The 17,387-nt window shown below is 70.2% G+C and carries 15 protein-coding genes; 1 reads left to right on the forward strand and 14 read right to left on the reverse strand.

Features of this window, described 5'->3' with window-relative positions; genetic code table 11:
- Positions 1 to 47 precede the first annotated feature (47 nt).
- Complete coding sequence (gene hrpA / locus ACNI3K_RS07055) at positions 48 to 4,556, forward strand: ATP-dependent RNA helicase HrpA (RefSeq protein WP_419391179.1); 4,509 nt, start codon at positions 48 to 50, stop codon at positions 4,554 to 4,556.
- A 33-nt stretch (positions 4,557 to 4,589) separates the two neighbouring features.
- On the opposite strand, the gene ACNI3K_RS07060 is transcribed toward hrpA, so the two are convergent.
- The 14 genes from ACNI3K_RS07060 to murD form a co-directional block, all read right to left on the reverse strand.
- Positions 4,590 to 5,087, reverse strand: a complete 498-nt coding sequence (locus tag ACNI3K_RS07060) for a GNAT family N-acetyltransferase (RefSeq protein ID WP_419391624.1) — start codon at positions 5,085 to 5,087, stop codon at positions 4,590 to 4,592.
- A 2-nt stretch (positions 5,088 to 5,089) separates the two neighbouring features.
- Complete coding sequence (locus ACNI3K_RS07065) at positions 5,090 to 6,007, reverse strand: RluA family pseudouridine synthase (protein ID WP_419391180.1); 918 nt, start codon at positions 6,005 to 6,007, stop codon at positions 5,090 to 5,092.
- Positions 6,000 to 6,581, reverse strand: a complete 582-nt coding sequence (lspA, locus tag ACNI3K_RS07070; protein ID WP_419391181.1) for a signal peptidase II — start codon at positions 6,579 to 6,581, stop codon at positions 6,000 to 6,002. The genes ACNI3K_RS07065 and lspA overlap by 8 nt, the downstream gene beginning before the upstream one ends.
- The gene (locus ACNI3K_RS07075) at positions 6,578 to 7,030 is read right to left on the reverse strand and encodes a TraR/DksA family transcriptional regulator (protein WP_419391182.1); all 453 of its coding nucleotides are present in this window, start codon (positions 7,028 to 7,030) and stop codon (positions 6,578 to 6,580) included. The genes lspA and ACNI3K_RS07075 overlap by 4 nt, the downstream gene beginning before the upstream one ends.
- 119 nt (positions 7,031 to 7,149) lie before the next feature.
- Positions 7,150 to 8,148, reverse strand: a complete 999-nt coding sequence (locus tag ACNI3K_RS07080; protein WP_419391183.1) for a DivIVA domain-containing protein — start codon at positions 8,146 to 8,148, stop codon at positions 7,150 to 7,152.
- Between the two features lie 139 nt (positions 8,149 to 8,287).
- A complete protein-coding gene (locus ACNI3K_RS07085; protein ID WP_419391184.1) occupies positions 8,288 to 8,572 on the reverse strand; it encodes a YggT family protein in 285 nt (94 codons plus the stop codon).
- Positions 8,573 to 8,591: 19 nt separating this feature from the next.
- The gene (locus ACNI3K_RS07090) at positions 8,592 to 9,059 is read right to left on the reverse strand and encodes a cell division protein SepF (RefSeq protein WP_419391185.1); all 468 of its coding nucleotides are present in this window, start codon (positions 9,057 to 9,059) and stop codon (positions 8,592 to 8,594) included.
- 85 nt (positions 9,060 to 9,144) lie between these two features.
- Entirely contained in the window at positions 9,145 to 9,858 is a 714-nt protein-coding gene (pgeF, locus tag ACNI3K_RS07095) for a peptidoglycan editing factor PgeF (protein ID WP_419391186.1), read from the reverse strand.
- 21 nt (positions 9,859 to 9,879) lie between these two features.
- Positions 9,880 to 11,052: a cell division protein FtsZ gene (ftsZ, locus tag ACNI3K_RS07100; protein ID WP_419391187.1), complete on the reverse strand. Its 1,173-nt coding sequence runs from the start codon at positions 11,050 to 11,052 to the stop codon at positions 9,880 to 9,882.
- A gap of 129 nt (positions 11,053 to 11,181) precedes the next feature.
- A complete protein-coding gene (locus tag ACNI3K_RS07105) occupies positions 11,182 to 12,315 on the reverse strand; it encodes a cell division protein FtsQ/DivIB (RefSeq protein ID WP_419391188.1) in 1,134 nt (377 codons plus the stop codon).
- Positions 12,308 to 13,684, reverse strand: a complete 1,377-nt coding sequence (gene murC, locus ACNI3K_RS07110) for a UDP-N-acetylmuramate--L-alanine ligase (RefSeq protein ID WP_419391189.1) — start codon at positions 13,682 to 13,684, stop codon at positions 12,308 to 12,310. Before murC ends, ACNI3K_RS07105 begins: the two co-directional genes overlap by 8 nt.
- Positions 13,681 to 14,796 carry an undecaprenyldiphospho-muramoylpentapeptide beta-N-acetylglucosaminyltransferase gene (gene murG, locus ACNI3K_RS07115; protein WP_419391190.1) on the reverse strand — a complete coding sequence of 372 codons (1,116 nt, stop codon included), beginning with the start codon at positions 14,794 to 14,796 and terminating at the stop codon, positions 13,681 to 13,683. The genes murC and murG overlap by 4 nt, the downstream gene beginning before the upstream one ends.
- Positions 14,789 to 16,003: an FtsW/RodA/SpoVE family cell cycle protein gene (locus tag ACNI3K_RS07120; RefSeq protein ID WP_419391191.1), complete on the reverse strand. Its 1,215-nt coding sequence runs from the start codon at positions 16,001 to 16,003 to the stop codon at positions 14,789 to 14,791. Before ACNI3K_RS07120 ends, murG begins: the two co-directional genes overlap by 8 nt.
- A 9-nt stretch (positions 16,004 to 16,012) precedes the next feature.
- Positions 16,013 to 17,386, reverse strand: coding sequence for a UDP-N-acetylmuramoyl-L-alanine--D-glutamate ligase (gene murD, locus ACNI3K_RS07125; RefSeq protein ID WP_419391192.1), 1,374 nt, complete (start codon positions 17,384 to 17,386; stop codon positions 16,013 to 16,015).
- Position 17,387 lies beyond the last annotated feature (1 nt).

The raw sequence follows: 17,387 nt of genomic DNA on the forward strand, positions 1-17,387 counted from the left end.
GGTGAGGCCGCGCGGATCGGTCACAGATACTGCGACTCCTTGGGACAATGGCTCTCGTGAGCGACCAGTCCCCCCGCAGCACGCCCGGTCGTGAGCCGGCCGATGCGGGTGCAAGTAGCGAGGCGCGTTCCGGTTCCGCGCGCCGGCGGTCGGGACGGCGCCGCGGGCGCGGCGGCGGCAAGCCCACGCCCGAGGTAGCCGCGGCGCCCGCTAAGAGCAATCGGGACCAGGCCGCCAAGTCGAGTGGCCGCAGCGACCCGAGCCGAAGAAGCCAAGGAGCACGCCGCAAGGGCGGGGACCCGCATGCGAAGGTGAGCCGGGCCGCGCTCGACAAGGCCGCCCGCGCCCGCGAGGCCGCCGAGCTCGCCCCCGTCGTCTACCCCGAACAGCTGCCGGTCAGCGCGAGTCGCGAGGAGATCGCGAACGCAATCCGCGACCACCAGGTGGTGATCGTCGCGGGCGAGACCGGATCGGGCAAGACCACGCAGTTGCCCAAGATCGTGCTGGACCTGGGGCGCGGCCGGGCCGGACAGATCGGCCACACGCAGCCGCGGCGCATCGCAGCGCGGACCGTCGCGGAGCGCATCGCCGAGGAGCTGGGCACGACCCTCGGCGAGATCGTGGGCTACCAGGTGCGCTTCACCGACGAGTCGTCGGAGCGCACCCTGGTCAAGGTCATGACCGACGGCATCCTGCTCGCGCAGATCCAGCGCGACCCAGAGCTGCTCGCCTACGACACCCTCATCATCGACGAGGCTCACGAGCGCAGCCTGAACATCGACTTCCTGCTCGGCTACCTCACCAACCTGCTGCCGCGCCGCCCGGATCTCAAGGTCATCATCACCTCGGCGACCATCGACTCGGACCGCTTTGCCAGGCACTTCGCCCCCGGTGGCCCGCTGCCGCCACCGAGCCTGGACGAGGCGGAAGACCCGACCCGCGCATCGGCCCCCTCCCCCGCATCGGCCGAAGTCACGACCGCACCCGTGATCGAGGTGACGGGGCGCACCTACCCCGTCGAGATCCGCTACAGCCCGCTCGAGGGCGCCACACGCGGCGAGGAACGGGATCTCATGACCGGGATCGTCGACGCGTGCGACGAGCTGATGCGCGAAGGACCGGGCGACATCCTGGTCTTCCTCTCGGGCGAGCGCGAGATCCGCGACGCGGCCGATGCCCTTGCGGGGAGCCTCGGGCCCCGCGCCCGCGACGCGCGGCACCCACAGGCGGTCGAGATCATCCCGCTGTACTCGCGCCTCAGCTCCGCGGAGCAGCACCGCGTGTTCGAAAGCCACGGCACCAGGCGCATCGTGCTCGCCACCAACGTGGCCGAGACCTCGCTGACGGTGCCGGGCATTCACTACGTCGTCGACCCGGGCACCGCGCGCATCTCCCGGTACTCGAAGGCCACCAAGGTGCAGCGCCTGCCGATCGAGCCGATCAGCCAAGCCAGCGCCAATCAGCGTGCCGGCCGCGCGGGACGCCTCGCGGACGGCATCGCGATCCGGCTCTACGCCGAGGAGGACTTCGAGGGCCGCCCCGAGTTCACCGAACCGGAGATCCTGCGCACGTCGCTGGCCTCGGTGCTGCTGCAGATGATCGCGGTGGGCGTCGTCACCGGACCCGAGGACATGGCGCGCTTCCCCTTCGTCGAACCCCCTGACACGCGCGCGATTCGCGACGGGGTGCAGCTCTTGACCGAGCTCGGGGCGCTCGATACCAGCGACGACGGCCGTACTCGGCTGACGCCGACCGGCCGCAACCTGTCCCGCCTGCCGATGGACCCGCGCCAGGCCCGCATGATCGTGGAGGCGCAGCGGCACGGAGTGGCGCGCGAGGTGGCGATCATCGCCGCGGGCCTCAGCATCCAGGATCCCCGCGAGCGCCCGGCCGAGGATCGAGAAAAGGCCGACCAGTTGCATCGCAGGTTCGCGGAGCCGGGCTCAGACCTGCTGTCTTATCTGAACCTCTGGGAGTACCTGCGCGAGCAGCGTCACGAGCTGTCGGGCAGCGCCTTCCGCCGCCAGTGCCGCGCCGAGTACCTGAACTTCCTGCGCGTGCGCGAGTGGCAAGACGTGGTGGAGCAGATCGGCCAGACCGCCAAGCCGCTCGGGATCGAGATGGCGCGAAAGGAGCCCCGTGCAGTGGCGCCCGCCGCGGACGACGCGGAGGGCGGCAAGGCCACCGATGCCAGTCAGTCCCATCGCTATGTGTGGAACGCCGATGCGATCCATCGCTCGATACTGGCGGGCCTGCTGTCTCAGCTCGGCATGCAGGAGACGGGCGAGCCCAAGGCCTCGCAGTTCGCGCACCTGCGCGGCGGGGCGCGCGAGGCCGCGATCAGGCGCGCGAAGAAGCAGTCGCGCAACGACTACCTGGGCGCCCGGGGCGCGCGGTTCGCGATCTTCCCCGGCTCGCCCCTGGCCAAGAAGCCGCCCGCATTCGTGATGGCGGCCGAGCTCGTCGAGACCAGCCGCCTGTGGGCGCGCGACGTCGCCGCCATCAAGCCTGAGTGGGCGGAAGAGCTCGCCGGCGACCTCGCCAAGCACACCTATGCGGATCCGCACTGGTCGAAGAAGCGCGGCGCGGCCGTCGCCACCGAGAAGGTGCTGCTGTACGGCATGCCGATCGTGGCCGACCGCGAGGTGCTGTGGGGCCGCATCCAGCCCGCCGAGGCACGGGATCTCTTCATCCGCCATGCGCTCGTGCAGGGCGAATGGGAGACCCACCACAGCTTCTGGAAGGACAACCAGCGCCTGCTCGCCGAGGCGGAGGAGCTCGAGGCCCGCTCGCGCACCCGCGGCCTGCTCGCGGACGACGATGCGCTGTTCGACTTCTACGACGAGCGCGTCCCCGATTCCGTGATCTCAGCACGTCACTTCGACCGGTGGTGGAAGGACGAGCGCGAGCGGCATCCCGATCTGCTCACCCTCACGCTCGACACGGTGGCTCCCGAGCATGAGGACGTGGACACCGACGCCTTCCCGACTGTGTGGCCCCAGGGAGATCTCGAGCTGCCTCTCACCTACCAGTTCGAGCCGGGCTCCGACGCGGACGGCGTGACGGTGCACGTCCCCGTCGCCGTGCTGCCGCGCGTCTCGCCCGAAGGTTTCGACTGGATGGTCCCCGGCCTGGCCGACGAGCTCGCCACCGCCACGATCCGCGCGCTGCCCAAGCCGGTGCGACGGCTGCTCGTGCCCGCGCCCGACACGGCCCGCCACGTGGCGACGTGGATGGAGCGCGAGACGCCGGCGTGGGAGGACATGGCTCGCGCGGGAGACATGGCGGAGCCCTACCGCGAGGCGTTCACGCGCGCGGTGCGCGACACCCGAGGCGTCGATGTCCCTGCCGACGCGTGGGACGGACTCGAGGACCGGCTGCCCCCTCACCTGCGGATGACGTTCCGCGTCGAGGACGCCGCTGGCAAAGTCCTGGACGAATCCACCGACCTGGTTCGGCTCCAGCGCACCCTGGCCCCGCAGTCGCAGAGCGCTGTCAGCTCGGCAATGCGGCGGGCGGCCGGTGCGGCGGCCAAGTCGGCCTCGCGCCGCTCCGCAGCAGCGGACGAGGGCGCGGACGCGGGCAAGCAAGACCAGGCGGGTGGCGACCTCGCCGCTTCACGCGGCGGCGATCCCGCATCGGCGGGGCTGGGGCGGCCCGAATCCGCCGCGCTGCCCGAGCGGTCCGGCCTGACCACGTGGCCCGACCTCCCCGGTGGCGCCCTGCCCGATGAGGTCACCGGCGAGGTGGGCGGCGCCACGGTGCGGGGATACCCTGCCATCGTCGACGAGGGCCAGGCGGCGCTCCGGGTACTCGCGGATGCCGCGACGCGCAGAGCGGCCCACGCCGCGGGCGTGAGACGGCTGCTCGCGACCGAGTGCGGGCTGCCGGTCAAGCGCATCACCACGCGCTGGAGCGCGCAGATGTCGCTCGCGCTCGGCTCCTCTCCCTACCGCAGCACCGAGTCGCTGGTCGCTTCGCTGCAGGACGCGGCGGTGAGGTCGCTGACGGCAGGTCCGCCCGTCGATGCGGCCACCGTGCGGGACGTGGAGACCTACGCGCGCGCCCGAGACCGCGTGCGCACGGGCCTCGAGGACGAGACCTACCGGATCGCGGAGCTCGCAGCCAGTGCTCTCGACGCCTACCGGAACCTCGACGCGGCCTTGACGGATGCCACCAGCATGGCGCTGCTCGCCGTGGTCTCGGACATCCGGGCGCAGTCCCGCGAGCTCGTGGGCGAAGGATTCGTGGAACGCACGCCGGTGGACCGATTGGCGCACCTGCCCCGCTATCTCAAAGCCGCGTCCATGCGGCTCGAGAAGGCGCAGACGGACCCCCAGCGCGACGCCGCAACGATGTGGAAGGTGCGCGAGGTTGCGAACGAGGTGACGAGCGTCCAGGAGGCGTACGCGAACGCACGCCCCGATCTGGAGCGGGCGGATCGTCTCGATCACGCGCGTTGGATGCTTGAGGAGCTGCGGGTGTCGCTGTTCGCGCAGACGTTGGGGACCAGCGAGCCGGTGAGCGAGAAGCGCATCCGCGCGCTGCTGGCCTAGCCTCCCGCACGCGGCCACCTGCAGACGTCAGGGTTAGGCGGTGAGGTCCTTGTAGGCGTCGTGATGCCAGATGCCCTCGTCGAGGTACCGCTCGCCGTGCGCGGTGTAGCCGAGCCGCTCATAGAACGCCATCGCCTGATCCTGCGCCGACAGCTCGACGCGGACGTGACCGTGAGCGCCGTGACGCTCGAGGGCGGCCGCCTCGAGGAATTCCATGAGCGCGCGCCCTGCGCCCGTTCCTCGCGCGCCCGACGTCACCGCGAGCCTGCCGATGTGCGGATGGGCAGGATCCATGTTGCCGTGGGGCGTGCCCTGGCCGTGGGCGATGTCGGTGTGCGGCGCCAGCAGCCGGCCCGCGCCCACCGGGGATCCATCGCCCGCGTACGCGACGGCGTGAAAGGTCCTGGGATCGTCGTCGAGCTCGTCACGCTCCCCCTCGGGCGGCACGCCCTGCTCGTGCACGAACACGGCGAACCGCACCTCAAGCGCATCCGCGAACTGGCGCTCGGTGGTGACGGCCTCGACTCGCATGCTCACGCTCGCAGGACCTCGAGAGCAGCCAGCAGGTCCGCGGGGTAGTCGCTCACGGCGCGGAAGGCATCGCCGCGCGTGGGGTGCTCGAACGCGAGCTCGCGCGCGTGCAACCACTGACGACCAAGCCCCAACCGCTGCGCGAGCGTGGGATCGGCACCGTACGTCAGGTCGCCCGCCAGCGGATGGCGCATCGCCGCCATGTGGACGCGGATCTGGTGCGTGCGGCCCGTCTCCAGGTGCACCTCCACCAGCGACGCGGCAGGGAACATCTCGAGCACGGCGTAGTGCGTGATCGAGGCCTTGCCTCCCTGGACCACGGCGAACCGGTAATCAGAGGTCGGGTGCCGACCAATCGGCGCGTCGATCGTGCCCTCGGTGGGGTCGGGGTGTCCTTGCACGACAGCGTGATAGACCTTCTCGACGTCCCGCTCCTTGAAGGCCCGCTTCAGCGCCGTATAGGCGGCATCGGACTTGGCCACCACCATGAGGCCGGAGGTCCCGACGTCAAGGCGGTGCACGATCCCCTGACGCTCGGGCGGACCGGACCGGGACAGCTGCACGCCGGCCGATGCGAGGGCACCCACGACCGTCGGCCCCACCCAGCCTGGGGACGGGTGGGCGGCTACGCCCACGGGCTTGTCGACTACCGCCAGGTCCTCGTCCTCGTAGACCAGGACCAGGCCGCCCGGGACGGAGGGCTCGGCGACCTTCTCCCGCTCGTCGGGGATATCGACCGCGAGAATCCCGTCGGCCAGGCGGTCGGACTTGCCGAGCGTGTGACCATCGAGGGCCACCGATCCGGTAGAGAGCAGCTCGGCGGACTTGGTCCGGCTGAGGCCCAGCATGCGGGCCAGGCCCGCATCCACGCGTTCCCCCACCAGAGACTCGGGCACGGGCAGGTAACGGGTCTCAGCCACGGGGCTCCTCGCGAGCGGAATCGGTCGATGCGTCAGCCGGCTGAGCGGGTGACGACGCCTCGGATGGGTGCTCCGCAGACGCGGCGCCGTCGCGCGCGCCCCCGGAGGGGGCCAGCAGAGGCCTGTTGGTGAGGCTCATGACGAGCACCACAGCCGCAACGCCGACGATGGCGAGATCGGCCACGTTGCCCACGAACCAACCGTTGTAGTTGATCATGTCGACCACGTGGCCCTGGCCGAAGCCCGGGTCGCGCAGCAGCCGGTCGATGAGGTTGCCGATGGCGCCCCCGAGCCCGATGCCGAACAGCGACACAGCAAGCCGCGACTGCGCGCGGCGGGCGAACACCACGAGACCCACCGTCACAGCGGCGGCGATGATGGTCATCACCCAGGTGTAGCCGTCACCGAGGGAGAAGGCTGCTCCCGAGTTGAAGACCAATTGGAAGGACAGCAGATCGCCGAGGACGGGCTGCTTCTGACCCGGCTCGAGAGCGCTGAGCGCCCACTGCTTGGTGATCTGGTCCAGAGCGATGACGGCGAGGGCGACCAACCAGAGGGTTGGTCGCCAGGTCAACGACGCTCCTCGCGCTGCTTGCAGGTGACGCAGTGAGTCGCACGTGGGAACGCCTGGAGGCGGGCCTTGCCGATCCCCTGGCCGCACACCTGGCATGCACCGTACGTTCCGCTCTTCACGCGGCGCAGGGCGTCGACGCTCTGCTCGAGCATGTCGCGGGTGTTGTTCACGATCGACATCTCCTGCTCGCGCTCGAGAGCGGTCGACCCCGCATCGGCCTGGTCGTCACCAGCACCCTCCGAGGTGTGGAGCAGATCGTCGAGGTCGTGCTCGGCGCCGTGATACTCGGCGACCAGCCTCTCCACGTCGGAGTTGAGCGTCTTGACGATGCCGCGGAGCTCGGCTACCTTCCACGGCTCCTCGTTCTCTCGAACGGCAAGCTTCTTGGCGTCGGCTGCCTTCAGCTCGGCCGGGTCTACGACGACAATCGTCACGTCAGTGCTGGTCATCACACATCCTCAGAAATGGTCAGTGTCGTGAGAGTAGTCCGGTTTGCCCCGCATCGCAAAGCGCCACGCCATCTGCGGATGGCGTGGCGCTTTGCGTGGTGCCGCGACTGCGGCCCGGATCAGGAGTTCTGGTTGTCGCGGTCCTCATCGGCGGTGGACCCGAATGGCTTCGAGGCGTCGCTGTTCGGGGGACCGGCGAGCGGCTGATAAGCCGAGGCGCCCCAAGGATTAGGCTGCTCGTTCGGTGCGGAGGAGTCAGACTGCTCGCCGCCATCGGACTGGCCCGAGTCCCCGTCTCCAGACCGCACATGAGCCCAGGGGCTCGACGGCGCAGATGGCGCTGACACGCTGCTCGACGGGGTGGAGGAGCGGAAGGAATCCCCGGTCTGTGGGGTGTTGTCGGACTGCTCCCCGCCATCCCACTGCGCGGACTCCTCTGAGTGCGCGGTGCCGTCAGACTGCGCGGTGCCGTCGGACTGCTCGCCCTCATCCGCCTGCGCCGCGTCGTCAGACGCGTTCACCCCGGCGCCGAATCCGGCACCGAACGCAGGCGCGGAGCTCGAGGGCTCGGCCTTGCCGCCGTGATCGAGGTCGCCCAGCAGGTTCTCGAGGTAGCTCTTGAGGCGGGCGCGGTAGTCGCGCTCGAAGCGACGCAGATCGTCGATCTTGCGCTCCAACTCGCCGCGCTCCGACACGAGCTCGTCCATGCGAGCCTTGGCATCGGTCTCTGCCTGCTCGACGATCGACTCTGCCTTGGACTTGGCGTCGTCGATGAGGCGTTCACGCTCGGTCTCGCCAGCCTGCACGTACTCGTCGTGCAACTTCTGAGCCATCGCAAGCATCCCGGTCGCGCTGGGGGGCGTCGGGTCCGTCGCGGCAGCCAGCAGGCCGCCCTCGGTCGACGGCTCCGGAGAGGACTCGGCCTCACGCGACGCGGGTGCTCCGGCCTGGGCCTGAGCAAGACGCTTCGCGAGGTCATCGCGCTCGGCGGTCAGCGACTGGACCGTGTGCGCGACCTCGTCGAGGAAATCGTCCACCTCGTCCTGGTCGAAGCCCTCGCGGTACTTCGTCTTGGAGAACGCCTTGTTCAGCACGTCCTCTGCTGTGAGCAGTGCCATGTGCAAACCACCTTGTGTCTAGTCGTGGCCGGTCGTGCCGGCCAGCGCGTCGATATTCGTCACTGTACTCATCAATAGGTATCGGCACCCACCTGAATCCGGATGAACCGGGATCCCGGCGACGAGCCGAACTCCTGCGTCAGACGAACAACAGTACGTTGTACAGGATCGAACAGCCGAAGAACAGCACGAGGAACGCGATATCAAGGCGCACCTGGCCGAACTGCAGCGGAGGGATGAACCGCCTCAGGAATCTGAGCGGTGGGTCCGTGACGGTGAACACCGCCTCGGTCGCGACTAGCATCGGCCCTTGCGGGCGCCACTCACGGGAGAAGGACATCACGAAGCCCAAGATCATGCGTGCGAACAGCACCAGCATGAAGAGGAACAGCGCGAAGCGAAGGGCCTGAGCAACGAGTTCCACCCGGAGAGCCTAACCGACGTCAGCGCTCGTTGAAGAACTCGCTCTCCTGCGGCGCGGGGGGCTCGGCGTCCATGCCGATCTCCACGTGTGCGGGCGAGAGCAGGAACACGGAGGTGGTCACGCGCTCGATCGAGCCGTGCAGACCGAAGGACAGCCCCGCAGAGAAGTCCACCAGGCGCTTCGCGTCCGCGTCCGTCATCTCCGTGAGGTTCATGATGACCGGCACCCCCTGACGGAAGGCCTCGCCGATGAGGCGGGCGTCGTTGTAGGTGCGCGGCTTGATGGTCTGGATGCGACGCAGGTCGCCCGCTGCCACGTGGCTGCCGGGAGTGCGCTGCCTGTCGGCGCGATTGCCGTTCTTGTCGCGGACCTCGGACACGTCGTGGAGGTTCGTCACGGGCGCCAGCTCCTCGTCGGCGTAGTCATACTCCTCGTGCTGGCTCACGTCGAAGCCGAGATACTGGATCGCCTTGCGCATTGCGCTCATGGATGGCTCCTTCAATGGTGAACACGCTATTGCTAGAACGGTAGGCCGGGCCAGGCGGCCAGGGCCGGAGCGACACGCCGCGCGATCATTCGCAGACCGCCACACCTGCGAAACGGCCCGTCACGCCGTCACGCCGGTGGGAGAACAGTCGAGACGACTCCGCCGTGCATTCGTCAGAGCGCACGACCCGCTCGGCACCGAGGTCGGACAGTCTCGTCTCGATCGCGCGCGGAAGGTCGAGCGCGGGTGTGCCGGCTCTGGTGCTCGCGAACGCCACCGGGTGGCGCGACGCGACTCGCGCCCTCATGTCCTCCGGAACTTCGTAGCAGAGGCCGCAGATGGCCGGGCCGATGCTTGCGCGCATGCGCCCCTGAGCCCGCCGCCCCCGTCGCAGGTCGAGCATCTCAGCGATGGCGGCATCGATCACTCCCGCGAAGAGGCCCTCGCGCCCGGCGTGGACAGCGGCGACCGCGCCAGTCGCCTCATCGAGGATGAGGACAGGTACGCAGTCCGCCGCGATCGCCGCCACGGCAGCGCCGGGGACGGCGGTGACGAGAGCATCGGCCGTCGACGGCACCTGGCCTGGAGCGTCCACACGGGCGACCGCGATGCCGTGCGCGGCCGTGAGGTACGAGACGGGCGCCCCTGCCGCGTCCGCCACCCGAGCCCGGTTGGTCGCGACGGCGTGCGGCTCGTCGCCGACGTGGACCGCCAGGTTCAGAGAGTCGTACGGAGGCGCGCTGACGCCTCCGTCACGCGTGGTGAAGAAGGCACGAATGGGCAGACCCGCATCGATCACGGCACGTCCCTCGTCGAATGGCTAGCGGAGGAACTCGGGAACGTCGAGCGACTCGGCCTCCCGGCGCACGGGCTTCACATCGATGGTGTCGGTGCTCGCGGGCGGCTCGTCGACATCCGCCTCGATGGCCTGCGGGACCGAAGACTCCTCAACAGGGGCGTCCACGGGATCTGCCTCGGCGGAGGAACGCATGGGGCGAGCGCCGTCCACCATGCCCAGGGCACCGGAGGCGTGGCTCACCGTCGGGGAACCACCGTCGAACCCTGCCGCGATCACCGTGATGCGCAGCTCGTCACCGAGCGAGTCGTCGATGACCGTACCGAAGATGATGTTGGCCTCGGGGTGGGCCGCCTCGCGCACCAGTCGGGCCGCGATCTCGACCTCCTTGATGCCCAGGTTCGTGCCGCCCGCGATCGACAGCAGCACGCCGTGTGCGCCCTCGATGGACGCCTCGAGCAGGGGCGACGAGATCGCACCCTCTGCGGCTGCCAGCGCGCGGCCCTCGCCACGAGAGGAGCTGACGCCCATGAGCGCCGTGCCCGCCCCCTGCATCACGGACTTCACGTCGTTGAAGTCCACATTGATCAGGCCGGGGGTCGTGATGAGGTCGGTGATGCCCTGGACTCCGCCCTGGAGCACCTGGTCGGCAGCGGCGAACGCGCCGAGCACGGACAGGTCGTTGTCCGAGATGTCGAGAAGGCGATCGTTGGGGATCACGATGAGCGTGTCGACCTCTTCGCGCAGTCGCTGGATCCCCGCATCGGCCTGGTCAGCGCGCCTGCGCCCCTCGAAGCCGAACGGCCGGGTCACCACGCCCACGGTGAGGGCACCCAGGTCGCGGGCAATCTTGGCGACGACGGGAGCGCCGCCGGTGCCGGTGCCGCCACCCTCGCCTGCGGTGACGAAGACCATGTCGGCGCCCTTGAGCGCCTCGGCGATCTCCGCCTCGTGGTCGTCGGCGGCCTGGCGACCCACCTCGGGGTCGGCGCCCGCGCCGAGCCCACGGGTGAGCTCGCGACCGATGTCGAGTTTGACGTCGGCATCCGACATCAGGAGCGCCTGTGCGTCCGTGTTGATGGCGATGAACTCGGCGCCCTTGAGGCCGACGTCGATCATGCGGTTGACGGCGTTCACGCCGCCACCGCCCACGCCGACGACCTTGATGGCTGTGATGTAGTTCTGCGGTGCGGCCATGAGACCCTCCCAACCTTAACCCTCTACTTGAGGGTTATAGTTATGTCAACTGCTTCCTCGACGAAGGTACGTGGCGCACACGCGAAAACCCCACAGGCTCGCGCGTGTCGCGCGGATAATCGCGGCAACCTATTCGGCGCGGGTGATCGGCAGCGACGGCGCCGAGACGTCGATGACGTGCGCGCTCGACGCCTCTGGGGACTCGAGCAACGCCTGGAGCACCTCGGCCTTGAGCGCGGACTGCTCGCCACTGCCCCATTCCACGCGGGGCCCGTCACGCAGTACGAAGTGGATCGAGTCCTCGGTGTCCGCCTCGATCCCCTCGACGCGGTCCCGAAGGTTCACCGGGAGATCGTCGATGACGTCGAGCACTCCGTCGAGGATGCGGGTCTCGCCGGTCGCGAGCGGGATGGTCACCACCGGAAGCCGCGCGGGCACGTCCTTGGCAGAGTCCACCTGCTCTCCCCTGTCGTCCACCAGCACGAACGAGCCATCGGCCTGCGGGATCGCGGCGACGGGCTCCGACGAGGTGATCTCGACCCGCAACCCTGCGGGCCATACGCGCGTGATCGAGACCTCGCGCACACCGACGAGCTGCTCGAGCTCGGCTGCGATGTCGCCGGTGTCCAGCATCGCGAGCGCCTTCCCGTCGTGCGCCGAGACCACCGCCTCGACCTGTTCCGGGTCCACGACGCTGCCGAAGCCGGCGGACTCCAGCTTCTCCGCATCGAACGCGAAGACCGGCGACAGCAGCACGAGCCACACTGCCGCGAAGGCGCCGAGCGCGATCACGGCCCGCTTGCCCCATCGCAGCGCGAGGAGCCGGGTGTGCGCCGTGCGGCGCTCCCGCAGTCTCTCCTGCATGCGCGTGGTGACCTTCGCGGCCGAGCCGGCGGTGACCTTGGCCCACGGTGTGGGCACGGGCGCGGTGCCCGGCTCCGGCCGATGCGCGGACAGGGTCGAGCTCGACCGTGACGTGGATTGGCGTGCGTCTGCACGGGCCGATGCGCCGGCCGCGCGCGCCGCGCGCCCGGCCGAGCGGCCTGCGTCGCGCGCCCGCTGCGTAAACCGGCCCGCCTGTCCGACGACGCGGCTGGCGCCGGCGGCCTCTCCCGAGTGGCGGGATGCGGCGCTGGTCGCCCGCTTGGCGGAGACCGTCGACTTGGTGGCCGACTTCGTGGTCGTGGCGGTGCCTTTCGCGGCACCGCGCTTCACAGGCGCGGTGGGTCGAGCCGGGGCCTGGGGGCGACGGGGCTCAGCCATGGCTGCCCGCGCCGGCAGCATCGCCCTCGCTGCCAGATCGCAGTGCGTCCAGGATCCATCCGGCCGCCAAGGTCACCGTGCCGGAACCCACGGTCATCAGCTGGGTGCCGGGGCGTGCCAGCGACGCGGCCACGGCGGCAGCATCCTCCAGGTCCTCGACCACCTGCGCGGTCGAGTCCTCGGCAACGGCCATTCGGTCGAGGATGGTCTGGGACGTCACTCCCGGGATCGGGTCCTCGCGGTCGCCGTGCACGCTCGCGATCACCACGTCGGCATCGGCGATGGACAGCGCGTCCGCGAACGCCTGGGCATGGAGCTGGGTGCGGGTGAACAGCGCCGGTTGGAAGAGCACCACGAGGTGGCCTGCCCCGGCCGCTCGTGCGGCCGTCAGCACCGCGTCCACCTCGGTCGGATGGTGCGCGTAGTCATCGATCACGCGCACCCCCGCGACCTCGCCGCGGAGCTGGTATCTGCGTCCCGTGCCCGCGAAGCTCGCAAGAGCGCCCACGGCGCGCGCGGGATCCGCACCGACGGCCACGGCCGCCGCCCACGCCGCCGCAGCATTGAGGCGCTGGTGCTCGCCCGGGATTGGAACGTTCAGGGGGTGCGCTGCGCCGTCGCGCACGATCGCCTTCGACGTCACCGTCACGTCAGCATCCGAGCGTCCGTACGTGATCACCTGGACGCCCGTCTCGGCTGCCGCGCGCGCCACTCGCATCACCGTGTCGTCCTCGGCGCACGCGACGAGCACCCGGCAGTCGCTGGCGAACTGCGCGAAGGCCTGCTCGAGAGCCTCGACGCTCCCGTAGTGGTCGAGGTGGTCGGGCTCGATGTTCAGCAGAATCGCAATCTCGGGGTGGTAGCGCAGGAACGAGCCGTCGGACTCGTCCGCCTCGACCACGGCGACATCGGAGTCGCCCGCATAGCCCCCGGCCACCGCACCCTCGACGCCGAACACGCGGGCGCCCACGGCGAACGACGCGTCGATGCCCGCACCGTGCAAAGCATGAGCGACCATCGCCGACGTGGTGGTCTTGCCGTGAGAGCCCGCCACAGCGATCAGCCGCTTTCCTTCGAGAGCATGCGCGAGCGCCTCGGACCGGTGCAGCACCCGGATGCCACGCTCGCGAGCGCGGGCCAGCTCGGGGTTGGTCTCACGCACCGCGGTCGAGATCACCACCGCATCGGCCCCGTCGACCCACTGAGCGTCGTGGCCCACTCGCACGTCCATGCCGGCCTCGCGCAGCGCCACGAAGTATGCGCTCTCGCCGCGGTCCGACCCGGACACGTCGATGCCGCGCGCGGCGGTGAGCCGTGCGACTGCGGACATCCCCGAGCCGCCCACGCCGATGAAATGGAACCTCGTCACCGGAGTGCCCCCTCGATCATGTCGGCAAGCCGCTGTGCGCCGTCACGGATGCCGATGCCGCTGGCGGCCTCGCGCATCCCCGTCGCGGTCCGCTCGTCCAGCAGCATTCGCTCGGCGCGCTGCTCGAGGGTCACGGGAGTGAGGTCGGCGTCGGCGACCATGATTGCTGCTCCGGCCTCAACGGCTGGCCGCGCGTTGTCCGCCTGCTCCCCGTTCCCGTGCGGAAGGGGGACATACATCGCAGGCAAACTCAGCGCGGTGAGCTCGGAGACCGTCGCGGCGCCCGCACGGCACACCACGGCGCCCGCGGCGGCAAGCACGGTGGTCATGTCGTGCGAGTACTCCTCGACGCGGTACATCTCACGGTGGGCGGCGCTCAGGTCACCGTACGCCCGGGTCGCCTCCTCGGACTTGCCGCGCCCCGTGAGGTGCCAGACATAGACGCCGTGGGCGACGAGGCTCGGCACCGCCGCGACCGTGGCCGCGTTGAGGCTCGCCGCGCCCAGGGACCCCCCGGTGATGACGAGCACGGGGGCGTCCACGGGCCACCGCACGACGTCGCGGGCGGCTTCGCGTGCATCGGATGCGGCACGCGGGTCCGCCAGCAGCTCCGCGAGGTCGCGGATCGAGGCGCGCAGCGGGAGGCCGGTGAGCTGCGCATGCCTGAGGGGAGTGCCCGGGAACGTGACGGCCACGTGATCGGTCATCCGGGAACCCAGCTTGTTCGCCATGCCGGGACGAGCGTTGGCCTCGTGGACGATGATCGGCACGCCAGCGCGCCTGGCTGCGAGATACGCAGGCGTGGAGACGTAGCCGCCGAACCCCACGACCGCATCGGCGCCGGACTCTCGAATAGCGCGCCCTGCCGCGCTCACAGCGGCCGCGAACCGGCCCGGAAAGCGCACCAGGTCGCCGGAGGGTCGGCGCGGCATCGGCGCCTTGGGAACCTCGTGCAGGGTCACGCCCGCACGCGGCACCAGATCCTGCTCGAGCCCCTCGGGGGTGCCGAGCGCCTCGACCCGGTGCCCGCGAAGTTGCAGCTCCTCGGCCGTGGCCAGGAGCGGATTGACATGGCCGGCGGTGCCCCCGCCGGCGAGCAGCACGCTAGCCACGGCGCCCCCTGGCGATGACGGCGAAGGACCTCTTCACGACGGAAGGCCGGGCGGCGAAGGCCTCGGGCGCTCCGGGCTCGCGGCGTGCGAAGGACATCAGCACGCCGATGGCTGCGAGCGACACGATGAGCGAAGAGCCGCCAGAGGACACCAGCGGGAGCGGCACACCGGTCACCGGCGCCAGCCCCACGACGACCGCGATGTTGATGCAGGCCTGACCCACGATCCACGCGCCGAGCCCTGCGGCGGCGATCTGCACGAAAGGGTCGCGGTGACGTCGCACCAGGCGGTTGACGGCGATCGCCACCATGCCGAAGGCGACCAGCATGAGCAGCGTGCCGACGAGCCCGTACTCCTCGCCGATGATCGCGAAGATGAAGTCGGAGTCCGCGACCGGCAGGTAGCCCCACTTCTCGCGGCTCATGCCAGGTCCCAGTCCCCACAAGCCCCCCGAGGCAAGAGCCCAGGTGCCGTGCAGCGTCTGCATGCAGGCGCCCTGCGGGTCGCAGTTCTCCGAGTTGAGCCACACGTCGATGCGCGATCCGCGCGACTCGCCGTCGTTCAGGAGCGCGAAGACACCGACGAGCCCCACTGCACCCGCTGCCGCGAAGTAGCGGATCGGCATCCCAGCGACCCAGTACGCGGCAGCCACCATGAGGACGATCACGAGCGCGGTGCCCATGTCGCGCCCCCACAGCACCAGCGCGAGCACGATGACGGCGGCGATGCTGGCCGGCGCGATCAGGCTCTTGAGGGTGGTGAGCTGACGGCGGCTCACGGACAGCGCGACCCCCAGGAACAGCGCGAGCCCGAGCTTGGAGACCTCGGAGGGCTGGAACGTCACGGGCCCCACGCGAATCCAGTTCTTGTTGCCGCCCGAGGCCTCGCCGACGAGCACCACCGCGACGAGCAGCACCATCGACACGAGCAACAGTGGCGCCGCGACCCGTTTCCAGAACGTCACGGGCATGCGCGAGCCGACCACGAGCGCCGTGGTGCCGATGCCGAGCGCGACGGCCTGGATCATGAACAGTGTGAAGGGGTTGCCTCCCGAACGCTGCAGCGACAGGTTCGCGGTGCTCGACAGGACAACCGCGAGACCCACCACCACCAGCAGCGCGCTCGCCACCGCCAGCAAGTAGTACGTGGTGACCGGAGACCCGGGGGGTGCGCTGCTCGCGGTGCGTCGCGACGCAGTGGCCGTCATGACGCCTCCTTAAGCGCTCGCCCTCACCGCATGAGCGAAGGCTTCTCCCCTGTCCGCGTAGCTGCGGAACTGATCGAACGACGCGCAGGCGGGTGACAGGAGCACCGTGTCGCCCTCTTGGGCGAGCCCACGGGCCTCGCGCACCGCCTGCTGCATCACAGTGTCGCCCGGCGCGATGCGCGTCACGGGGATATCGGCCGCGTGTCCCGCCAGCGCCGATGCGAGCGGCTCGGGATCGACGCCTATCAGGACCACGGCGCGCAGCCGGGTCCGCAGGGCCGCGACCAGCCCGTCGAACTCCTGGCCCTTGGCCTGGCCGCCGGCGATCCACACCACGGATCCCGGCGCGCGGCCGCCGAAGGCTGCCAGTGCCGCGTGCGCGTTCGTAGCCTTCGAATCGTCGACGTACGTCACTCCCTCCAGGGTCGCGACGTGCGCGGTGCGGTGTGCGTCGAGGGAGAAGGCTCGCAGCCCCTGCGCCACCGCATCGGGCGCGACGCCCACCGCGCGGGCGAGGGCGGCGGCCGCGAGCGCGTTGAAGACCAGGTACGGCGGCACGTCTCCTGCGACGAGGTGAGACAGGTCGTCGACGTGGCCGATCTCGACGGCCTCCGAGCGGCGAGAATCGTGGAAGGCGCGGTCCAGAAGCACGCCGTCGACCACCCCCAGTTGCGACACCGTCGGTGCTCCGCGGGTGATGCCGATCGCCCGGGCTCCCTCGACCACGTCCGCGTCCGCCACCATCGACTCGACCAGCGCGTCGTGAGCTCCGTAGACGCATGCGACCTGCACATGGCGGTAGACCCGGGCCTTGTCCGCCCGGTACTCGTCGACGGAGCCGTGCCAGTCCAGATGATCCTCGTCCGCATTGAGGCACACGGCGGCGTGGGGCGACAGCGTGGAGGTGAAGTGCAGCTGCAGGCTCGCGATCTCCACCGCGATCAGGTCGTGGGGCTCCCGGGCGGCCGCGATGACAGGCACGCCCATGTTGCCGCACACAGCCGCGTCAAGACCGCCTGCAGCCGCGATCGCGCCCACCATCTGCGTGGTGGTGGTCTTGCCATTGGTGCCCGTCACGAGCACCCACGGGACGCCCGCGTGGCGCACGCGCCACGCGAACTCCATCTCGGACCAGATCTCGATGCCCGCGGCCTGCACGGCGCGCACCTCGGGCGTGTGCGGAGCGAAGCCGGGCGAGGACATGCACACGTCGATGCGTCCGAGCTCGACCTGGTCGACGCTCGCGTGGTCAGCATCGGGAGCGCCCGGGTCGACCGTCACGGCGTGCGCACCGAGCTCGCGGCACGCGACCAGCGCGGAGCGGCCTGCGACGCCGAGCCCGAGGATCAGGACGGCGAGGCCGGCGATGGGGGACGTTGCCATG

Origin of the sequence: Demequina ureilytica (assembly GCF_048553575.1) — a bacterium.
Taxonomy (GTDB): domain Bacteria; phylum Actinomycetota; class Actinomycetes; order Actinomycetales; family Demequinaceae; genus Demequina.

Excerpts from the sequence above, each read along its gene's own strand:
- hrpA (WP_419391179.1), top strand. The coding sequence starts at position 48 with ATGGCTCTCGTGAGCGACCAGTCCCCCCGCAGCACGCCCGGTCGTGAG.
- ACNI3K_RS07060 (WP_419391624.1), bottom strand. The coding sequence starts at position 5,087 with ATGCGAGTCGAGGCCGTCACCACCGAGCGCCAGTTCGCGGATGCGCTT.
- ACNI3K_RS07075 (WP_419391182.1), bottom strand. The coding sequence starts at position 7,030 with ATGACCAGCACTGACGTGACGATTGTCGTCGTAGACCCGGCCGAGCTG.
- ACNI3K_RS07080 (WP_419391183.1), bottom strand. The coding sequence starts at position 8,148 with ATGGCACTGCTCACAGCAGAGGACGTGCTGAACAAGGCGTTCTCCAAG.
- ACNI3K_RS07090 (WP_419391185.1), bottom strand. The coding sequence starts at position 9,059 with ATGAGCGCAATGCGCAAGGCGATCCAGTATCTCGGCTTCGACGTGAGC.
- ftsZ (WP_419391187.1), bottom strand. The coding sequence starts at position 11,052 with ATGGCCGCACCGCAGAACTACATCACAGCCATCAAGGTCGTCGGCGTG.
- ACNI3K_RS07105 (WP_419391188.1), bottom strand. The coding sequence starts at position 12,315 with ATGGCTGAGCCCCGTCGCCCCCAGGCCCCGGCTCGACCCACCGCGCCT.
- ACNI3K_RS07120 (WP_419391191.1), bottom strand. The coding sequence starts at position 16,003 with ATGACGGCCACTGCGTCGCGACGCACCGCGAGCAGCGCACCCCCCGGG.
- murD (WP_419391192.1), bottom strand. The coding sequence starts at position 17,386 with ATGGCAACGTCCCCCATCGCCGGCCTCGCCGTCCTGATCCTCGGGCTC.